This is a genomic window from Paenibacillus sp. FSL H3-0329 (assembly GCF_037963285.1).
GTDB classification, from domain to species: Bacteria; Bacillota; Bacilli; order Paenibacillales; family Paenibacillaceae; genus Paenibacillus_AQ; species Paenibacillus_AQ odorifer.
In genome coordinates this window covers 3520295-3536809 of sequence record NZ_CP150150.1, presented here as the reverse complement: position 1 = coordinate 3536809, position 16515 = coordinate 3520295, and the positions used below count along the sequence as shown (strand labels likewise).

Sequence of the window (16515 nt, the reverse complement as noted above, 5' to 3'; positions counted from 1 at the left end):
GCTTAGGATTTTACTGTACTAAAGTATCTAAATCAGGCTGCAATTTGTTCCGCAGAACATACAGCATGATGGCCCCCACAAGGAACGCAACAGCATCCGAAATGACGAGCGACCAGACTACTCCGTGGAAACCGTTCATTCGATTAGCGATATACAATACTGGAATCAGAGTAATACCTTGAATAATTGACATAATAAAGGCGGCGGTTCCTTGTGCTGTCGCTTGGAAGATCCCTGTAAACAAAGCGGTCGTTCCTGAAATGAACAGGGATAAGAACGTTACATGAAGAATGTAGCTGCCCAGTTCAATTAATTGAGGGTCATTCGTAAATAAACCGATTAAGTGGTCTGAAATCAGATATACAATAATGCCGAACACGGCTGCTAATGCCACAGTCACTTTGATTGTAAAAGTAATGGTGTGCTTCATGCGTAATTTGTTAGCTGTAAAAGAGAAGGCAATCAGCGGCACGACTCCCTCACATAAGCCCATCAGGATAACCTCTGGAAATTGTAATAAACGTGATGAAATCCCGAAGGCCGCAATGGCCTGCTCCCCATATTCGACCAGAAAACGGTTAAAGATGAGTGACATTGCACCCATGAAGAGACTCATAACAAAGACTGGAACTCCAATTTTAAATACATTGCTGAGAATGTCTTTGGAAGCTTTGAACCATTTTACGGAGATGGTTAAGAATTGGCTCTTATATCCCATGTGGAAGGCGTAGAATGCACTTGCAACCAAGTTAGAAATGACTGTAGCAGATGCAACCCCGATCACGTCCCAATGGAAGACGAAAATGACTAGCGCATCGAGAATAATATTCACAACAACACTGAGAAGCATACCGATCATCGAAGTGATTGCTGCCCCCTCCGAGCGCACGATATTCTCCAGCGTGAAGAATAGAACGACGAAAGGTGAACCAATAAGCATAATCGTGACATAGTCCTTCGTGAATCCGAAGGAGTCAGGCGTCGCTCCCAAGCCATGAACGATTGAATCGATTAATGGGATGCCGGCAGCCATCAAAATAAGACCGAGAACTAAACTGCTGTAAAAGGCGAATGAAGACACATGCTTTACATCATCATATTTTTTCTCTCCCAACAAACGGGAGATAAATGCACTGCTACCGATGCCAATCAAGTTACCAAGCGCCATTATGGCGGCAAATAACGGTAAAGTTAGTGCGAGTGCGGTTAACATCGCAGTATTGCCCAGTGTACCAAGGAAATAGGCGTTCAAAATGGAGTATATGACACTCATCGACATGCCTAGCATCATCGGTACTGCGAAGTGAGCTACGGCTTTTGCGACAGGTGCTTTTTCAAAGTAATGGAGGTTTTCTGCATCCATAGGGTTCACCACTATCTTTCTTTATTTTGTTTTTTGAAATTACTTAGAATTCTAACTATCGGTCCAATATGAACCGTGACGCAGCAACAAGCAAACCTGTACCCTAACGTCGAGTTCTCAGATTTGGCATACGAAATTTGATTATTCTTCAGTTTCACATTACGCTGCCTTTGCCGTTCATCTTTCTCTGGTGGAAAGGCAGCGCCTCAGCTACTGTTTGCAAAAAGACTCTAATTACTTATCGTCCGGGCCATGTGACTTGTCAGGTGACGAATTACTGTCATCTCTGGAAGGCCAGCCGAATCCGCGCATGTCACCATGCCCTTTCTCCGCCAAACCCAGGGAATCTGCCGCTAAAGCGTTCGTCCCTAGAATTTCCCCACATTTTGTGCATTTGTCCGCGCATAGCCATCAGTTTTTCAAATTCCTCTGTTCCCATACGCTCCTTTGCGGCTTCCATCCACATAGCCATCACATCACGTTCTCCGTCCGTTCCAAGTTCTTCCTCCAAAGCTGTAATGACGCGAGTTAGGTAATCCCCGAAAGCTATCTGCTCTTCTGGCGATAAGCGAGAAAATATGTTGCCGTTGTCTATCTCTTGTTTCTCTTCCTCTTGCCCTTTTTGCGTTAGGTAAATCAACATGATACGTTTGTCTGTTTCTGAGGGCTTACGGGTGATGTATTCTGCTTTCTCCAGTTTACCAAGCAATTCATTGAGGGATGATACACGGATGTCCAGCATATAGGATAAGTCTTTGGTGCTGATACCGTCTTTCATCCGAAGAAATGCTAATATCCTGCCTTGCCCACGTGATGCGTCGGCCATAGGACCAACCGCGGCGTGAGTTTTCAAGTGTTGCCTTTGCAACAACCATTGCAGTTTCGCGAGTTTTTCGTATAACTCATCATTCATGTCCATAATGAATCCTCCGTTGAATTTTACGGTACCTGTTGCTCTTTGTGACGGTACCTGTTGATTTGTATTATAACGGTACCTGTTAGATATGTCAAAATGTTTTTTGCAGGTACCGTTAGTATGTTGTTACGATGTTTCTGGGAGGTGGCTTATAAGCTTGCAAACAAATACAAAACCCGCGCCCCGCGCGGGTTATTTTAAAATTATATTGTGATCAGTTTTCATTTTATATATCTGCAAGCAATCCTTCAAAGCACTTTAAAACGGTTTGCTCGCCTATTCGATGTGCCTTGATATTCTACTTATCACCGGCAAGTGTAAGCCACTTGCGGTTATGATGTTCCTGTACTTCAACAGGGGTATCGAAGAAATCGCTCAAGACATCCGACTGCAAGCAGTTTACTGTCTCATCCCCTTTGTAGATTTCGCCGCTCTTTACCAGCAGCGTGTGCGTAAAGCATGGTGTTATCTCTTCGATATGATGGGTTACATACAGCAAGGTTGGTCCACCGGGTTGCTTTGTTATCTTCTCGATCATCTGCAGCAGCTGTTCTCGGGCAAAAATATCAAGTCCCGTGCATGGCTCATCAAGAATTAGTAGATCTGGATTGGCCATTAGTGCGCGTGCTATGAGGACTTTCTGCCGCTGTCCTTGCGACAAGGTATCATATGTACGACTAACTAAGGAAGAGCAGTCTAGAAATTCCATTAACTCTTCGGCTTGTTTTTGATCCTCTTCATTTGTCTTATCATACAGACCAATGGTCGCAAATTTTCCGCTTAGGACGATGTTCAGGGCAGTCTGATGGCCGTACAGCTTCTGCTGCAAGGAGGTGCTTACCCAACCGATTCGTTTGCGTAGCTCTCTCAAGTCCACATCGCCGAAGCGATGGTCCAGCACCTCGACTTGTCCTGTTGTCGGCCAGATATAGCCGTTCACTACATTTAGCATCGTCGTTTTTCCTGAACCGTTCAGACCGACGATACACCAGTGTTGTCCCTGCTTCACTTCCCAATTCATATCGCGTAAGATCATTGTCGTATCACGTTGCCATGATACATTTTTGAGTGATATAATCATGCCCAATTTTCCCTCCTTAAACATGCTTCAATGAGTTCAATACTATCATGGTACAGCCCTTCCCGTAAAAAAACCATAACCTCAAGATTTTTTTACCAGTGGTTCTACGGACAATTAATCTTTGATTCTCTGTTTGTTTCGGTATACTGTCGGAGGGATCCCATTAAGCTGTTTAAAAATCTTGCTGAAATGATATTCTTCGTAGTACCCGCATAATTTGGCTATTTCCTTAACTGGATAATCGGTAAAAACCAGATAACGACAAGCTTGCTGGTTCTGTAAGTGCATATGGTATTCCTTCGGCCCCATCCCCGTAAATTTCAGGAACATCTTCCGCAAGTAAGATGGCGAAATGCCGTATTTCTCCGCCAATTTTTCGATCCGGTGATGATCCTTATAGTCGTTCTCGAGTGTTTTCTTGATCTGTTCGAAGGCGGCGAAAGCTCCAGACTCCATCAGATTCCAGTCCGGTTGTACGGTCTGGTGCAGCATATGCAGCAGGATCTGCATTTTAGCCCGGGATACAGCTATGCCATCGGTTAGTCCGGGCAGCCAGTCCTGGTGAATCCCCCAGACCAGCTTGCTAATTTCCTCAGCTTCCTGTTGATTATATTGGCTTAAGAAGGGAAGTCTCAGTTTTCCGATTGGCTTGACTTCCTTCCATAACGCATCATAACCAAGCTCTGCACAATCGAAGAGCAGCATCGTTATGCGAAGTGGAGCATCCATCTGCGAGCGCATGGACAGTTTAAGGCCTGGTTTTAAATAGACTAGCATTCCAGCCTCTACTTTGTGCTCAACATTGGTCAGGAAAACCCCTTTACCTTCATGAATCCAGTACAAGCTGTGCACATTTACCATGTTACGGATGTCCTCCCAGCCGGGATAAGTAGCTTTGTCGAGTACAAAATGGATATGCACGGTGAGGTCATTCAGCTTGTAATCATTTTCTTCCAATTAATATCCCCTCCTGCTGCTAAAAGAGCGATTTAAACAAGACGGTAACGTTTTTTTCTATTCAATGCTTAAACTCCAAATGTTACTATCCATATTATCAAGATGTCTGAAATTCTCAATACATTACAGGAAAAAAAAGGAGGAACACACTTGTTAAGGACTTTTAGCGAGTATCAAATTCGGAGAACTGAGCTGTTGGATGGGCCTTGGGATTTCATGAAGGATCCGTTAAATACGGGTGTTCAAGAAAAATGGTTTGAGCGATTTCCACATTCTAGGCAGTCTCTTTATGTGCCCTCGTGCTGGAATAATGAACTGGGAATGTACGATTATGAAGGTGTCGGTTGGTATCGTAAAAAAATACAGATTGTGAATTCGCAGCATGTCAGACTCATCTTTCATGCCGTGCTGGGCCATGCCGATGTCTATTTGGACGGGCGGCACCTTGGGTATCACTATGGCGGATTTACACCTTTTGAATTTATTGTTCCTTCCTTAGAAGCAGGAGAACATGAGATTATCGTCCGGACGGACAGCACCTTGGACCTACTTACGATTCCGACAGAGCAGGTGGATTGGTATCATTACGGGGGGATCGTACGGTCGGTGGAGCTGCAATATTTGCCTGATATTTACATCGAACAGCTGAAGTTTGATTATGCACTGCATGGATCAGATGCAGATGTTACTGTTCAGGTGCAGCTCCATTCCTTCCATAAGGAGCAGCATACTACCAAGATCACATTCTCCGAAAGCGGACATGAATTGCACTCGGAAGAAGTACAGATTGAGACTGGCCAAACCCTCAGTCATACGTTCAAGTTGCTTATGCCTGAAATACGTTTGTGGAACGTAGGTCTTCCAGAACTGTATACCTTTCAACTGCGGACAGAGGAAGACGACAAGATTGAACGGATCGGTTTTCGCTGTATTGAAACAAAGGATCATCGGATTCTAATTAACGGTTCACCCGTATATCTTAAGGGGGTGAACCGACATGAAGAGCATCCTGAGTGGGGTTTTGCCTTCCCACCGAAGCTGATGCACAAGGAGCTCAGTATCATTTTGGAATTAGGTTGCAACTCCGTCCGGGGCTCGCATTATCCCCAGAGCCCATATTGGCTTGATCTACTCGATGAGCAAGGGATTGTATACTGGAGCGAAATTCCGATATGGGGAGCCTTTCTGCCGAACGAAACGGTAAGTGAGCCGCTCTTCCAGGAGCGTGCACTGTCTATGATTGAAGAAATGATTGGCCTGCATTTTCATCACCCAAGTGTGATCTTCTGGTCCGTTCATAATGAGATTGATACCCGGACTCAAGAAGCATATGCTTTCACACAAGCTCTAGTCGGGTTGGTGAAGAAACTCGACAGCACTAGGCTTGTCACCTACGCTACGATGCATCCACTCGAAGATATTCTACTTCCATTATTCGATGTTATCGGTATAAATAAATATTTCGGCTGGTACGAAGGCGATACAGCCAGCTTCAAAGACATGCTGGAACAGTTCCATGTGCGTGCGGAGCAGATGGGAGCCGGTAACAAGGTTGTGCTCATGACCGAATTCGGTGGTGCTGGACTATTCGGGGATGTGGGCTGGGAGCCGAGATTGTTCAGCGAGGATTATCAGGCAGATATTGTGACTGAAGCGCTGACAATCTTCAAGAATGATTCGAAAATTGGCGGGACCTACATCTGGCAGTTTGCAGACATCCGCGGCGATCTGAAGAGCAGCAGTAAGAACTTCCGCGACCGGGCCCGCGGCTTCAACAATAAGGGTCTGGTTAATGAATACCGTAAACCCAAACAATCCTTTCGTGAAGTGCGCTGTATCTACCGATCTTGGACAGATTAATATCCACATTGACTAAGAAGCCCATCGTCAGCATGGGTTTTTTTAGTGTCTTCATTCTTAGATCCTTACAGCTGGTGTCGGATGCTGTATATATATAGTTAAGCTGGGCGTATTAAGCCGGTTCTATTCTTTGCGTACTCGGGTAGCAGTAAGTTGATTGTCTATTTTCGGCATTCGATACAAGTGCTTCTCCTCTTACATTGCAGATAGATAAAGGAGTTTTAATCTAGAGTGATCAGTATGGTATGAATAATACTTGTTAATTTTTTATGATCCGTTGCCGTTTTTACCATTGTACGCAGTCCTAACCAGGCATTCATTAAATAATGAGAAATGGCCTCGGGCTCCAGTGAAATTCTAAGTTCACCTCTTTGCTGGCCAGTCTGAACGAGGTCATATAACAACTTCTCCGTTTTTGAATAGCTATTCTCAACAAAGGATGCAACCTCCGGATCCAGTACTCCCAGCTCCACACCCGAATTAACTATGAAACATCCTTGAGGTTCTCCTTCGCTCCTCATCGAGGATTCTAGAAATTGTCGAATGATCTCCTTTACCGGTTCTTGCTTCTCAACCAAGAATCTCATTTTTTTGTTTTGAGTAGATTCGTACCGTTGGAGTGCCGTCAAATATAAGGCGTGCTTATCACCAAATGTATCATAGATACTTCTTCTGTGAATTCCCATACAGTCTACCAAATCTTGCATTGAAGTTTTCTCGTAACCTTGCATCCAAAATAGTTGTATCGCTTTATCTAGTACTTCATTAATTTCAAATTCTTTGCTTCTTGCCATTGTAATCACCTCAAGCAATCATTATACATTTAAGTAAACGATCCGCAAACTAATATATAAAACGTAAATAAAATCAAGCAAGATGCTTGATTTTATTCATAACATGATAACTGAACTGATGCTTACCATTGGATTCTTACTTTGGCTGTTTTTAAACAATCCAGAGTCCAATCTTTTTCCAGCGTGTGCAAAAGTTGTACCCTACGTTTAAGAATAGGGAAGCCAGTTCTTTTTGCTCCAGTTTCTTCGACGATCGTTTTCGTGACTAATATCTAATTCGATTTAAAACTCAGATATAATTGGATAGATTTGATCTCTCAGATTGAAGTTATAATTCTGGTCAACAATCCCTATCATATCATTGCTATTATAAAGTTCTACCATGAAACTCGCCATTTGTTTGGCAGTGTGGTACTTAGGCATGTTTGCTTTGTAATCAAATTCTTCAGCATCTATTGATTTCTTCACAAATTCCGTTTCAGTTATTGCTGGAGCTAAAACTTTTGCTTTTAATTTCGCGCCTTTAAGCTCTAGTTCTTTTGCAAGCCCTTCGGTGAAGGCACTAACATAATATTTAGATGCAGAATAAGCAACGCTCCCAACAGCAATGGCATATCCGAGTGCGGATGATACGTTAATTAACTGAGTTCCTTCTACATCAGCATAATCTCGCACAAATAGTGTAGAAAGGATCGTCAAGGATTCGATGTTAACACGTAACATAGTTTCAACTTTATCTAAATTCTGTTCTACCACAAAAGAAGCTTCACCAAGTCCTGCATTATTAATCCAGGTTTCTATTTGGTATTCCTTCAAAGTGTTATACAGTGTGTAAGCCTGCTCTGTAACAGACAGATCACTTGAACGAACAAGAACATTTACATTAGGATCAATATTCTGAATTGTTGATTTAAGTTCTTCTAATTTATCTAATCTTCTAGCTACCAAAATTAAATTTTTACCGCGTGCAGCAAACGCCAATGCTGTTTCATACCCAATTCCTGAGCTTGCTCCTGTAATCACTGTATATTTCATATTATTCTCTCCCTTTTAAGTTTTTTGATCATTTAACAACATTTCGATAGAGTTTTGTTCACGATTAAACTTGTATCTCGTTCATCCCTCCCTTAATAAATTTCTTCGAAATGTTCAAGAACGATCATTCTAGTTACGGCAAAAAAAACTACACTATTAACTCTAATTTAAATCAGTATATCAATTCTAGAATGATCAGTAAAGAATTTTTTGACAACCAATTGAGATATACTCCTTAAAATCTGATAATAACTTTCCCTTTAGGATGACCTTCAGCAACAAAATTCAGTGCTTCGTTAATCTCTTCTATGTGGAATTCTGTTGGGTCCACTGCTGGTACAATCCCATTATCTTCAATAATCTTCGTGATTTTCTTTAATTGTTCGCCATCACTGCGAACAAAAATGAAATGATATTGAATCTTCTTTTTCTTCGCTTTATGATCATACCTAGCCCCGGCGATGGTGAAGAGCTTTTTTTTCCAGCCAGAGAAGCCCAGATCTTCTGCAAAACGTTCGTTAGGACCGGTCCGCAGAGAAAGAAGGCGGCCTCCTGCTTTAATAATTGAAAGCTCATGATCAAATTCGCTTGGTCCCAAGGTATCAATCACATAATCTACATCACCAAGCTGTTCCCAATAGTTCTCAGTCGTATAATCAATATATTGGTCTGCACCAGCGGCCATTGTCCGTTCACGTGCTTCTGGATTTCCACTGATGATGACCTTGAGCCCCATACTTTTGGCGATAGGAATGGCCATTTGGCCAAATGAACCAGAACCTCCAGGGATAAACACGATTTCGCCAGCTTTAGCATCTAATTCTTCATTTAATCCTTGATAGGCTGTCAATCCTGTTAATGGCGCAGCTGCACCAGTCACAAAATTCAAATTAGCGGGTAGGTGCCCGATGGCATTTGCATTAATTGCCGCGTATTCCGCAAAGGCACCGATTTTTTGTAGTGGCAGACGTGAATAAATTGCATCGCCAACTTTGAAGCCTTGCACCTTCTTACCCATTTTTTCAATAACACCCGTCAGCTCGTTACCAAGTACCAATGGGAATTCATAATCCTGAATCAGCTTTACGCTTCCGGTACCAATGAGCAATTCCAAATGATTAACTGCTGCTGCTTTCACCTGGACCAAGACTTCGTTATCACTTATTTCTGGGATTGGAATATCGTTCACTTTTACTATGAACTTTTTTGAATATTTGGTGATCTGTGCTGCTTTCATAATTAATGACCTCCTATGCGTTAAAAAAGTAACATTTATTTTTTTTTGTAACTTATACAATAAGCATAAAGCAATAAGTTACAAAAATCAATAATTGTTACTGATTATTTTATATGTTAAAATATTCGCAAGTGTATTAATGATAAAAAGGAATTTATTGAAGAAAGAAGGGTTGGCAGTACTGTGGCTAAAATCACACAAGAGCTCATTATTGAAACAGCTGAGGCATTAATTAAACGCACGGAAAAATCCGAAGTGACACTCTCACAAATTGCGGATGAATTAAGTATCACCCATGCAGCGCTCTATAAGCACTTTAAAAATAAGCAAGAGCTCTGGGCAGCCGTATCTAAGAGCTGGTTCAACCGGATGATTTCAGAACAAATTAAATTAGATATGACTAGTTTAACTAAACCGCAAGAATTGCTTCACGATTGGTTATGGGCATTTGTTAACGCAAAAAAACGGGCTTATAACGAGAATCCCAAGATGTTTGCCTTGAATACTCAATACGTGGATAGCAATCCACTGGTATTACGCGATGTTCTCTGGGATTCCTACCAAATTATTGACGGCTTCATGGACTATCACGATCCCCACTTGGAACGGGCTGAGGCGATTCTCTCTGCGTTTGCAGTATTTAGCCTCCCATCCTTCAAAGAATCCTGGAATTTACCTGACTACCAAGACAGGTTTGAACGCATCTGGAGTTTAATCAAACAGGGTCTATGAATTCAAATCCTCTAGTTTTTAAAAAAAATTATTCTTCAATCATAAACATGGTCCAGAAGCTTCTGTCTTCTGAAGTACTGCCGTTGCTCTCCCACTTTTGTCCGGTTCCCCAATTTTCGTAAAACTCGGAATAAAATTATCATTACGAAGTCCTGTTTTGGTGGAATACGCGGAATTCCTGAATTCCTCACTGAGCATGCCAATATGTGCGGGTTACGGACGACTTCTGGAACCTGTGGCTGGTGAATGGCAAATTCAAGTGCGATTATCTTTAAATCTCTCCTAAAAATGGTTTGCTAAAAAAATGTAAAGCCGGTTATTCAGGATCATCCTGAAACCGGCTTTTTATTTAGAACAAATTAAAGGTATAAATTTTTTGCCGAGTCTGTAAATGCAGTCCTCAGTTCTAATCATAAAAATGGCCCCTATAGTTCCCTTTAACTCTAAAAAGTTTAGCTTTTTTCTCGGCTTCTATTCCGCAAGCCTGTAAGTCCAAGCAACCCTAAGAGACCCAACCAGCTCCAATTAGTGCCTCGATTCTCATCCCCGACTGCCTGCGCTCGGTAATTTCCATTCTCGACCGCTGTTGAATTATGATTACCCGTTGCATTAACATTCCTTGCATTCAGGTTATCATTTGTTTGATTAGCCGAGTAATGTGTTTGTATCCCTAGGTTTGCTTCATCTTGGTTCGCAAATGCTGGAATACTTAAAAGTAAACTAAGACATGCAACTGATGCAAAAGTAGCAATCTTCTTCATTTTTTTCCCTCCAGAACAATATTGGGCAGGCAGCACCCATTGCTATTTTCCCCTATTTAATCCTTCCTATCCGAGAATTTTGAGGAATAGCTTTGCTTCTGATTGTTCTTCCCTCCTGTCTTTCCCTCGCTTGGAGTAACAGCGAATAAGGATAGCAGTCACGTTCCGCCCCTACGGCTGCTATATAAAGAAGTGATCGTGCCTCGATTTTCTTTTTCAATTCCTTCAAGGGTGCAAACCATAACAATGTACCTAAATAAGCGCCGAGGACAGGGCTTAACACTTTACCAAAAGTGTTGGAAGTAATGACTCCTAATCCATGCCTCGATTGGAGATACACTCGACTCTCTCCAGTGATAACCAACTTCATTGAATGCAAAGGCAATTATACTTGCAAGCGGTCCGTTAGAACGATTACTGATAAGTCCTCTCTAAAATAGTATCTGCCATCGTCCATGGAAGTATCTATCCAATCATCACGATGAAAAACATTTGATTCCTCCACAACTCGTGTTCAATTTTATCGTTCCTTATTTTCACATTTATCCTATTATGAGAAAATTAGTGCTATTTATCCTTAAACTTGCACGGATGTCGAAGCCTCAAATTGACATACCTATTTTATGTGAAAAGCTGCAATTTTCTTGTTGTTGTGGGCATGCTAATGTTTGTTCAAATCCAACAATAAAGGAGACTATTTATGACAGGGATTCTAGGCGGTAACCCCAAAGAAGAACCGATGCATTATGGAGAGATTTTTACGGTTTGGCAAGCCTCAATGGTCGCAAAGGGAGCCCTCTCTTGTTACAGAGCTTATATGTACCACGCGGGCGACAATGACCTGAAAAAAATATTAGGAGCTTTAATTGATCAAGCGGAGCTTGAAATCAGTGAGTGTGATACACTGCTCTCAGAGCAAGGTATTGCATCTGCACCAGTAATGCCAAATCGGCCCGATGCTAAACTTGAAGATATTCCTGTAGGGGCACGTTTCACAGATCCTGAAATTGCAGCCAAACTTGCAGCTGATAATGCTGTTGGACTTGTGGCATGTAGTCAGGCAATGGGACAATCGATCAGAGAAGATATAGGGGCTTTGTTTGCTAAATATCACCTTACCAAAGCAGCCATCGGCCTTAAAATTCTACATTTGACTAAGAAAAAGGGCTGGTTGATTCCTCCACCTCTTCTTGTTAAAAGACCTGAATCCGTGAAGGCGTAATTCTACTCACTCTTTAGTTTCTTATAAAAGAAGGCCCGCGATCTTCCGCGGGCCTTTTTTTGGTTGTCCTACCACTGCCTTTATCAGAATAAGCTATCTATATAAAGGAGGAGGACAACATTAACGTATTTATAGGTTATATGATTATAGGATTATCCCTCTCGGCACCTCTCGGACCCATTAATGCAGCACAGCTGGACAAGGGACTCCGCGGAGGATTTATGCCTGCCTGGATAGTCGGTTTAGGGGCGGTTAGTGCCGATATCATCTACATGCTGCTTGTTTATTTTGGCCTCATTCATCTGCTGGATGCTCCGTTTGTTAAAGTGTTTTTATGGTTGTTCGGATTCTTTGTCCTCGTCTATTCAGGTGTAGACAGCATTAAAAATACAGGTGACATTTCAGCTGACGGGCTGAGGGGCAACGATACCTCACTATCCAAATCTTATCTGTCGGGATTTCTCATGTCCTTGTTCAATCCCCTCTCGATCCTTTTTTGGTTGGGTATTTACGGCTCAATATTAGCCAAGGCGGTCAGCGAGTATCCGATGCAGCAATTATTGATCTATAGCGGAGCAATCGTACTAGGGATTCTTTTCTGGGATGTAACCATGGCTGCCGCCTCCAGTCTCTTTCGTAAATTTCTAACCGTTCGGGTATTGAAGGCGATCTCCGTTCTGTCAGGTCTGTCGCTGATTGGATTTGGTTTTTATTTTGGTGTACAGGCTGCCCGACTTCTCTTTTTTCATTAAACCTTGTTTTTTCGCATCCTTATGCCCTTAATCCGAAATTCAGGACCGCCCGGTAAAGAATGATATTCATGGGTCTGTTCGTCCGCCCCATGCCCCATAACATAACTGTCCTTCTTATTACGGATGTGTTGAACGATCCAATCACTCAAGGCAATCAGCGAAACAATTAGCAGGCTGATGTAGAAGCCTGGACGACTGAGCGCATGAAATAGCGTACCTGCTACAGCAGTACGATCAGCACTAAGCCTAGCCAGCGTTTCACCCCGTTTAGAAGACTGGGCTTAAGCAGCTTGCGGGAGGAGAGCAATATAAAGGACCAGTTATAGAGGATCATCAGTCCGGCAGCTGTTGTAATGTATTCGTATACTTTTCCTGGCAACCACAATGACATCATAATGGCACCCCCTAAACCTCCAGCTATTAAACAAAGGGCAAAAAACGGATATTTATCCTTCCATTTCTTCGAAAAAACCTTGGGTGCATCCCCTTCCTGTGAAAGAGTGATCATCATCGAGGTAATGGCATAAAGCGAAGCTGTCATCGTGGAGAACCCAGCTATGATCAACACCCCGTTAAACAAATGCGGTATAAAGGTCAGATGGTCGCTGCTGAGCGCGAGCACAAAAGGACTTTCTTTTGGATTAAAAGCACTAAGCGGCACCATGATTACTGCAAGCCCGATTGAGAGAACGTATACTGTAGCCAGTCCCAGCAACATCACCTTTCCTGCTTTTGGAGCTTCCTCAGGTTTCTTTAGCCTGTAGGACATAATTCCCAGCACCTCAATGCCACCATAGGCATAAAAAGCAAAAATAAAGGCAGACCACAACCCAATACCTCCAGATGGAAACAACGCTTTAAACCCAAGTGGAACTTTCGGTGAGAACTTAGAACCGCCGATCCAACCCGTCAGAAGTACGGCAGCAATAACAAGGAACATTAGTATAGCCGCCACTTTAATGATGGCCAGTATATTTTCAACCCTGTCAAAGCCCTTATTACCAAAAAACACAATCAATAGGCTCACGGCCGCAAAGCTGGCAGCAAATACCCACATCGGTACGGCCGGGAACCAAAAACGCGAGAATATGGACAATGCTGTGAGCTGACTTCCCATAATCAACAGTTCCGAAAACCAATATACCCAGCCGCTCCCGAACCCTGCCCAATTTCCAAATGCTTTTTTTGCATAGGATCGAAATGAACCCTGCTCCGGATCTTCCGCTGTCATCTGAGCCAGTGCATCAAATACGACATATGTTCCAATAGCAGCTAAAATGTAGGCTAGCAGTACTGCTGGCCCTCCCATGGAAATTGCTAGACCTGAGCCAAGAAAGTACCCGGTTCCTATAGTGCCTGCTATGCCTAACAAGCTTAGTTGCCACCATTTCAGTTTATCGTCTTCTTCAGTTTTACTGGAAGGTTGCTTCATGAATTCCGTCCTCATCCTGATTAGAATTTGAGATGTCTCTCATCTCTAGAATTCCCTTCAGGCGGGTACGTTATTTACAGGAATCATAATAAATAAGCTTCCCGACCAGAAAGGCTGACAGGCTTATAGTTATTCATACCGGGCGCTGTTCTTTTAAGAATAGCTAGGATACCCAAACGTGCTTCTACAATCATTTATCTCACTCCTAAATACTCCAAACCGTATCCAGTAGCTCGTCCACTGCTTGAATTCTGGTCACAGAGGGTGTTTGTATTAAATTCCCTCTGACCATAACCATAGCTACATCAGACAAAGCTTTTATGTTCTCCAATGGGTTTTGCTCCATCATGATTAAATCCGCATATTTGCCCACATCTATAGAACCTGTCAGGTGATCGATTCCCAAAATATCTGCATTTGATTTGGTTACTAGTTCAATAACCTCACTTGCGTTCAGCTTTGTTTGTCGCATGAAATGATCAAGCTCACGCCAAAGATCATAGTGGGTTACATAGGACATAGCAGCGTCCGTTCCCACACCGATTTTGATATCATGTTCTATAGCCTGCTGTAGCCCTGTTAACATAGAGTCATACACAAGCCGGGCATTTTCCTTAATGGTTGTATTCAACTTTGTCAGGATCGGATCTAATTTCGCACTGGGATAAGCTGCTTGTAAAGTAGGAATCACAGCGGTGTAGCCCTTTAAGGCTCTGGGATTATTTTTGTACAGCCTGATCATATCCTCATCCATCTCCGCGCCGTGTTCAATAGTATCCACTCCACCCTTTAACGCAACTCTTACACCTTCGGTACTTTCTGCATGTGCCGCCACACGCATACCAATTTTGTGAGCTTCCTCGCAAATGGCAGCCACCTCTTCTTCCGTCATTTGCAAGCGGCCTGCTTCTCCGATCCTTTTGGCATCGGTGACCCCGCCAGTTACACATATTTTGATTAGGTCCACTCCGTTTTTTACATTGATTCTTACATTTCTTCTCCCTTCCCATGGTGAATCACCGACCAAAGCCAAATAAGGTGCACCGTGGCCATCCGTTACGCTCAGGAAATACCCAGATACCAAAAGATTAGGTCCAATAGATTGATTTGCCTTAATATCATCCCTCAACTGAACATCAGTATAAAAAAATTCACCTACGCTACGCATCGTTGTTACTCCGGAATGCAGTGCGGTTAGGGCATTTTTTTTCATCCGTCTCTTCAACATGTATCTGCCCAGTCTCGTATCCAAAATATGATGAAACGCAAAATTCAGCAGCCCTTCACTGGCCGACAGCGTAAACGGCTTACCATCGGCAAAAAGATGGACATGCGCGTTGATGAGACCGGGCATCACATATTTCCCCGAACAATCGATCGTTTGGAAATGGGTGGGGACAGTTACAGCGCTTGCTTTCCCGATCTCCTGAATCAAGCCGTTTTCATCAATCAAAATCGTCATATGGGAATCAGTCCCTTTTTTCGCATCTCCATAAATAACATTACAGTCCATAAACGCATAACCTGTCTTCATTGTAACTTCCCCCGTTTCTTGATTACACCGCCCAATAATGAATAAATAATTCATTATTGGATTAAAAAAATAGGGACCCTCGTAGATGCTAAATGTGCATATCCACTTGGTTGTCCCTCATTGCAGCGTTGCGCCCCAGTTCCACCCCACACCTAATTTCGGCGCATTGATGTTATTCGTTTAAGCTTTTTAGTCCATGCAGCCAGTATAAGCTTAATGCCTCAAAAATCCTTCTCCGGCTATCGGCGTTCATCTCGTACTTTAATAAATCCAGAATCATATTGATGACATTGTTCGCGATGATCTTCAGCAGAATCATATTTTCTTCGGTTCCGATTTCGTATCTTTTATAATGATCTTTTATAAAGGGTCTTTTAGTTTCGATCATCAGATCGATCAGCTCGTTTTTGGCATTGCTATATACGGTCCCTTTATTCTTTTCAAAAATAATGACAATCTGCCTGCTGTACTGGGTTAATATATTTATTTGCTCTTGAACGATAGCTGATTTTTTCTCATTATTAACATCATCAAAAAAAGTCTGGTTATCGATACGAATATTTTCCACTAGCACATTCTTCAAATAGTCCACTAAAGACGGCGGAACAACCGAATAGAACAACTCTTTTTTATTTTTAAAATAAGTATAAATATTGCCAACAGAAATTTGAATTTCATCGGCAATATCATTCATTTTGGCATCAGAGAAGCCTTTTCGGAAAAATACCTTTAAAGCGGCGGATTCAATTTCCTGTTTTACTTCTTCTTTTTTAGACTGCATATTGCCCCTCACCTTTAATAATGAATTAATAATTCACTATTAAAAATAATTCAAAAGA

At 42.4% G+C, this 16515-nt stretch carries 14 protein-coding genes and 1 pseudogene; 4 read left to right on the top strand and 11 right to left on the bottom strand.

Annotation, left to right across the window (positions count from 1 at the left end; genetic code table 11):
• Positions 1 to 10: 10 nt before the first annotated feature.
• The 4 genes from NSQ66_RS15530 to NSQ66_RS15515 all read right to left on the bottom strand — a co-directional run bounded on the left by NSQ66_RS15530 (position 11) and on the right by NSQ66_RS15515 (position 4317).
• Entirely contained in the window at positions 11 to 1363 is a 1353-nt protein-coding gene (locus tag NSQ66_RS15530; protein ID WP_038571252.1) for an MATE family efflux transporter, read from the bottom strand.
• A 313-nt stretch (positions 1364 to 1676) separates the two neighbouring features.
• Positions 1677 to 2282: a MarR family transcriptional regulator gene (locus NSQ66_RS15525; RefSeq protein ID WP_081390127.1), complete on the bottom strand. Its 606-nt coding sequence runs from the start codon at positions 2280 to 2282 to the stop codon at positions 1677 to 1679.
• Between the two features lie 295 nt (positions 2283 to 2577).
• Positions 2578 to 3360 (bottom strand): ABC transporter ATP-binding protein, encoded by a 783-nt coding sequence (locus NSQ66_RS15520; RefSeq protein WP_036677157.1) that lies wholly within the window; start codon positions 3358 to 3360, stop codon positions 2578 to 2580.
• Between the two features lie 114 nt (positions 3361 to 3474).
• Entirely contained in the window at positions 3475 to 4317 is an 843-nt protein-coding gene (locus NSQ66_RS15515; RefSeq protein WP_076099171.1) for an AraC family transcriptional regulator, read from the bottom strand.
• A 150-nt stretch (positions 4318 to 4467) separates the two neighbouring features.
• On the opposite strand from NSQ66_RS15515, the gene NSQ66_RS15510 reads away from it, so the two are divergent.
• Positions 4468 to 6177 carry a glycoside hydrolase family 2 TIM barrel-domain containing protein gene (locus tag NSQ66_RS15510; RefSeq protein ID WP_076141249.1) on the top strand — a complete coding sequence of 570 codons (1710 nt, stop codon included), beginning with the start codon at positions 4468 to 4470 and terminating at the stop codon, positions 6175 to 6177.
• A 221-nt stretch (positions 6178 to 6398) separates the two neighbouring features.
• Here the strand turns inward: NSQ66_RS15510 and NSQ66_RS15505 are convergent, their stop codons facing one another.
• The 3 genes from NSQ66_RS15505 to NSQ66_RS15495 form a co-directional block, all read right to left on the bottom strand.
• Positions 6399 to 6971: a TetR/AcrR family transcriptional regulator gene (locus NSQ66_RS15505; RefSeq protein WP_076099173.1), complete on the bottom strand. Its 573-nt coding sequence runs from the start codon at positions 6969 to 6971 to the stop codon at positions 6399 to 6401.
• Positions 6972 to 7253: 282 nt separating this feature from the next.
• Positions 7254 to 8006, bottom strand: a complete 753-nt coding sequence (locus NSQ66_RS15500) for an SDR family NAD(P)-dependent oxidoreductase (protein WP_038571241.1) — start codon at positions 8004 to 8006, stop codon at positions 7254 to 7256.
• Between the two features lie 235 nt (positions 8007 to 8241).
• Positions 8242 to 9243 (bottom strand): NADP-dependent oxidoreductase, encoded by a 1002-nt coding sequence (locus NSQ66_RS15495; RefSeq protein WP_076141248.1) that lies wholly within the window; start codon positions 9241 to 9243, stop codon positions 8242 to 8244.
• Positions 9244 to 9426: 183 nt separating this feature from the next.
• On the opposite strand from NSQ66_RS15495, the gene NSQ66_RS15490 reads away from it, so the two are divergent.
• A complete protein-coding gene (locus NSQ66_RS15490) occupies positions 9427 to 9975 on the top strand; it encodes a TetR/AcrR family transcriptional regulator (protein ID WP_038571236.1) in 549 nt (182 codons plus the stop codon).
• 452 nt (positions 9976 to 10427) lie between these two features.
• Here the strand turns inward: NSQ66_RS15490 and NSQ66_RS15485 are convergent, their stop codons facing one another.
• Positions 10428 to 10736: a WGxxGxxG family protein gene (locus tag NSQ66_RS15485; RefSeq protein WP_038571232.1), complete on the bottom strand. Its 309-nt coding sequence runs from the start codon at positions 10734 to 10736 to the stop codon at positions 10428 to 10430.
• A 700-nt stretch (positions 10737 to 11436) separates the two neighbouring features.
• On the opposite strand from NSQ66_RS15485, the gene NSQ66_RS15480 reads away from it, so the two are divergent.
• Positions 11437 to 11958, top strand: coding sequence for a DUF3231 family protein (locus NSQ66_RS15480; protein WP_036677170.1), 522 nt, complete (start codon positions 11437 to 11439; stop codon positions 11956 to 11958).
• A 119-nt stretch (positions 11959 to 12077) separates the two neighbouring features.
• Complete coding sequence (locus tag NSQ66_RS15475; protein ID WP_038571226.1) at positions 12078 to 12710, top strand: LysE family transporter; 633 nt, start codon at positions 12078 to 12080, stop codon at positions 12708 to 12710.
• On the opposite strand, the pseudogene NSQ66_RS15470 reads toward NSQ66_RS15475, so the two are convergent.
• From NSQ66_RS15470 to NSQ66_RS15460, 3 genes and pseudogenes are all read right to left on the bottom strand, one after another.
• Positions 12707 to 14142: pseudogene (locus NSQ66_RS15470) on the bottom strand (amino acid permease). The gene NSQ66_RS15475 and the pseudogene NSQ66_RS15470 overlap by 4 nt on opposite strands.
• Positions 14143 to 14347: 205 nt before the next feature.
• Positions 14348 to 15676, bottom strand: a complete 1329-nt coding sequence (locus NSQ66_RS15465) for an amidohydrolase family protein (protein ID WP_076141247.1) — start codon at positions 15674 to 15676, stop codon at positions 14348 to 14350.
• A 172-nt stretch (positions 15677 to 15848) separates the two neighbouring features.
• Complete coding sequence (locus tag NSQ66_RS15460) at positions 15849 to 16457, bottom strand: TetR/AcrR family transcriptional regulator (protein WP_076099182.1); 609 nt, start codon at positions 16455 to 16457, stop codon at positions 15849 to 15851.
• Positions 16458 to 16515: the final 58 nt, after the last annotated feature.

Bases quoted from the DNA above. Each gene is read 5' to 3' on its own strand.
- NSQ66_RS15460 (WP_076099182.1), bottom strand. From the start codon at position 16,457: ATGCAGTCTAAAAAAGAAGAAGTAAAACAGGAAATTGAATCCGCCGCT.
- NSQ66_RS15485 (WP_038571232.1), bottom strand. From the start codon at position 10,736: ATGAAGAAGATTGCTACTTTTGCATCAGTTGCATGTCTTAGTTTACTT.
- NSQ66_RS15500 (WP_038571241.1), bottom strand. From the start codon at position 8,006: ATGAAATATACAGTGATTACAGGAGCAAGCTCAGGAATTGGGTATGAA.
- NSQ66_RS15480 (WP_036677170.1), top strand. From the start codon at position 11,437: ATGACAGGGATTCTAGGCGGTAACCCCAAAGAAGAACCGATGCATTAT.
- NSQ66_RS15505 (WP_076099173.1), bottom strand. From the start codon at position 6,971: ATGGCAAGAAGCAAAGAATTTGAAATTAATGAAGTACTAGATAAAGCG.
- NSQ66_RS15465 (WP_076141247.1), bottom strand. From the start codon at position 15,676: ATGAAGACAGGTTATGCGTTTATGGACTGTAATGTTATTTATGGAGAT.
- NSQ66_RS15530 (WP_038571252.1), bottom strand. From the start codon at position 1,363: ATGGATGCAGAAAACCTCCATTACTTTGAAAAAGCACCTGTCGCAAAA.
- NSQ66_RS15525 (WP_081390127.1), bottom strand. From the start codon at position 2,282: ATGGACATGAATGATGAGTTATACGAAAAACTCGCGAAACTGCAATGG.
- NSQ66_RS15495 (WP_076141248.1), bottom strand. From the start codon at position 9,243: ATGAAAGCAGCACAGATCACCAAATATTCAAAAAAGTTCATAGTAAAA.
- NSQ66_RS15520 (WP_036677157.1), bottom strand. From the start codon at position 3,360: ATGATTATATCACTCAAAAATGTATCATGGCAACGTGATACGACAATG.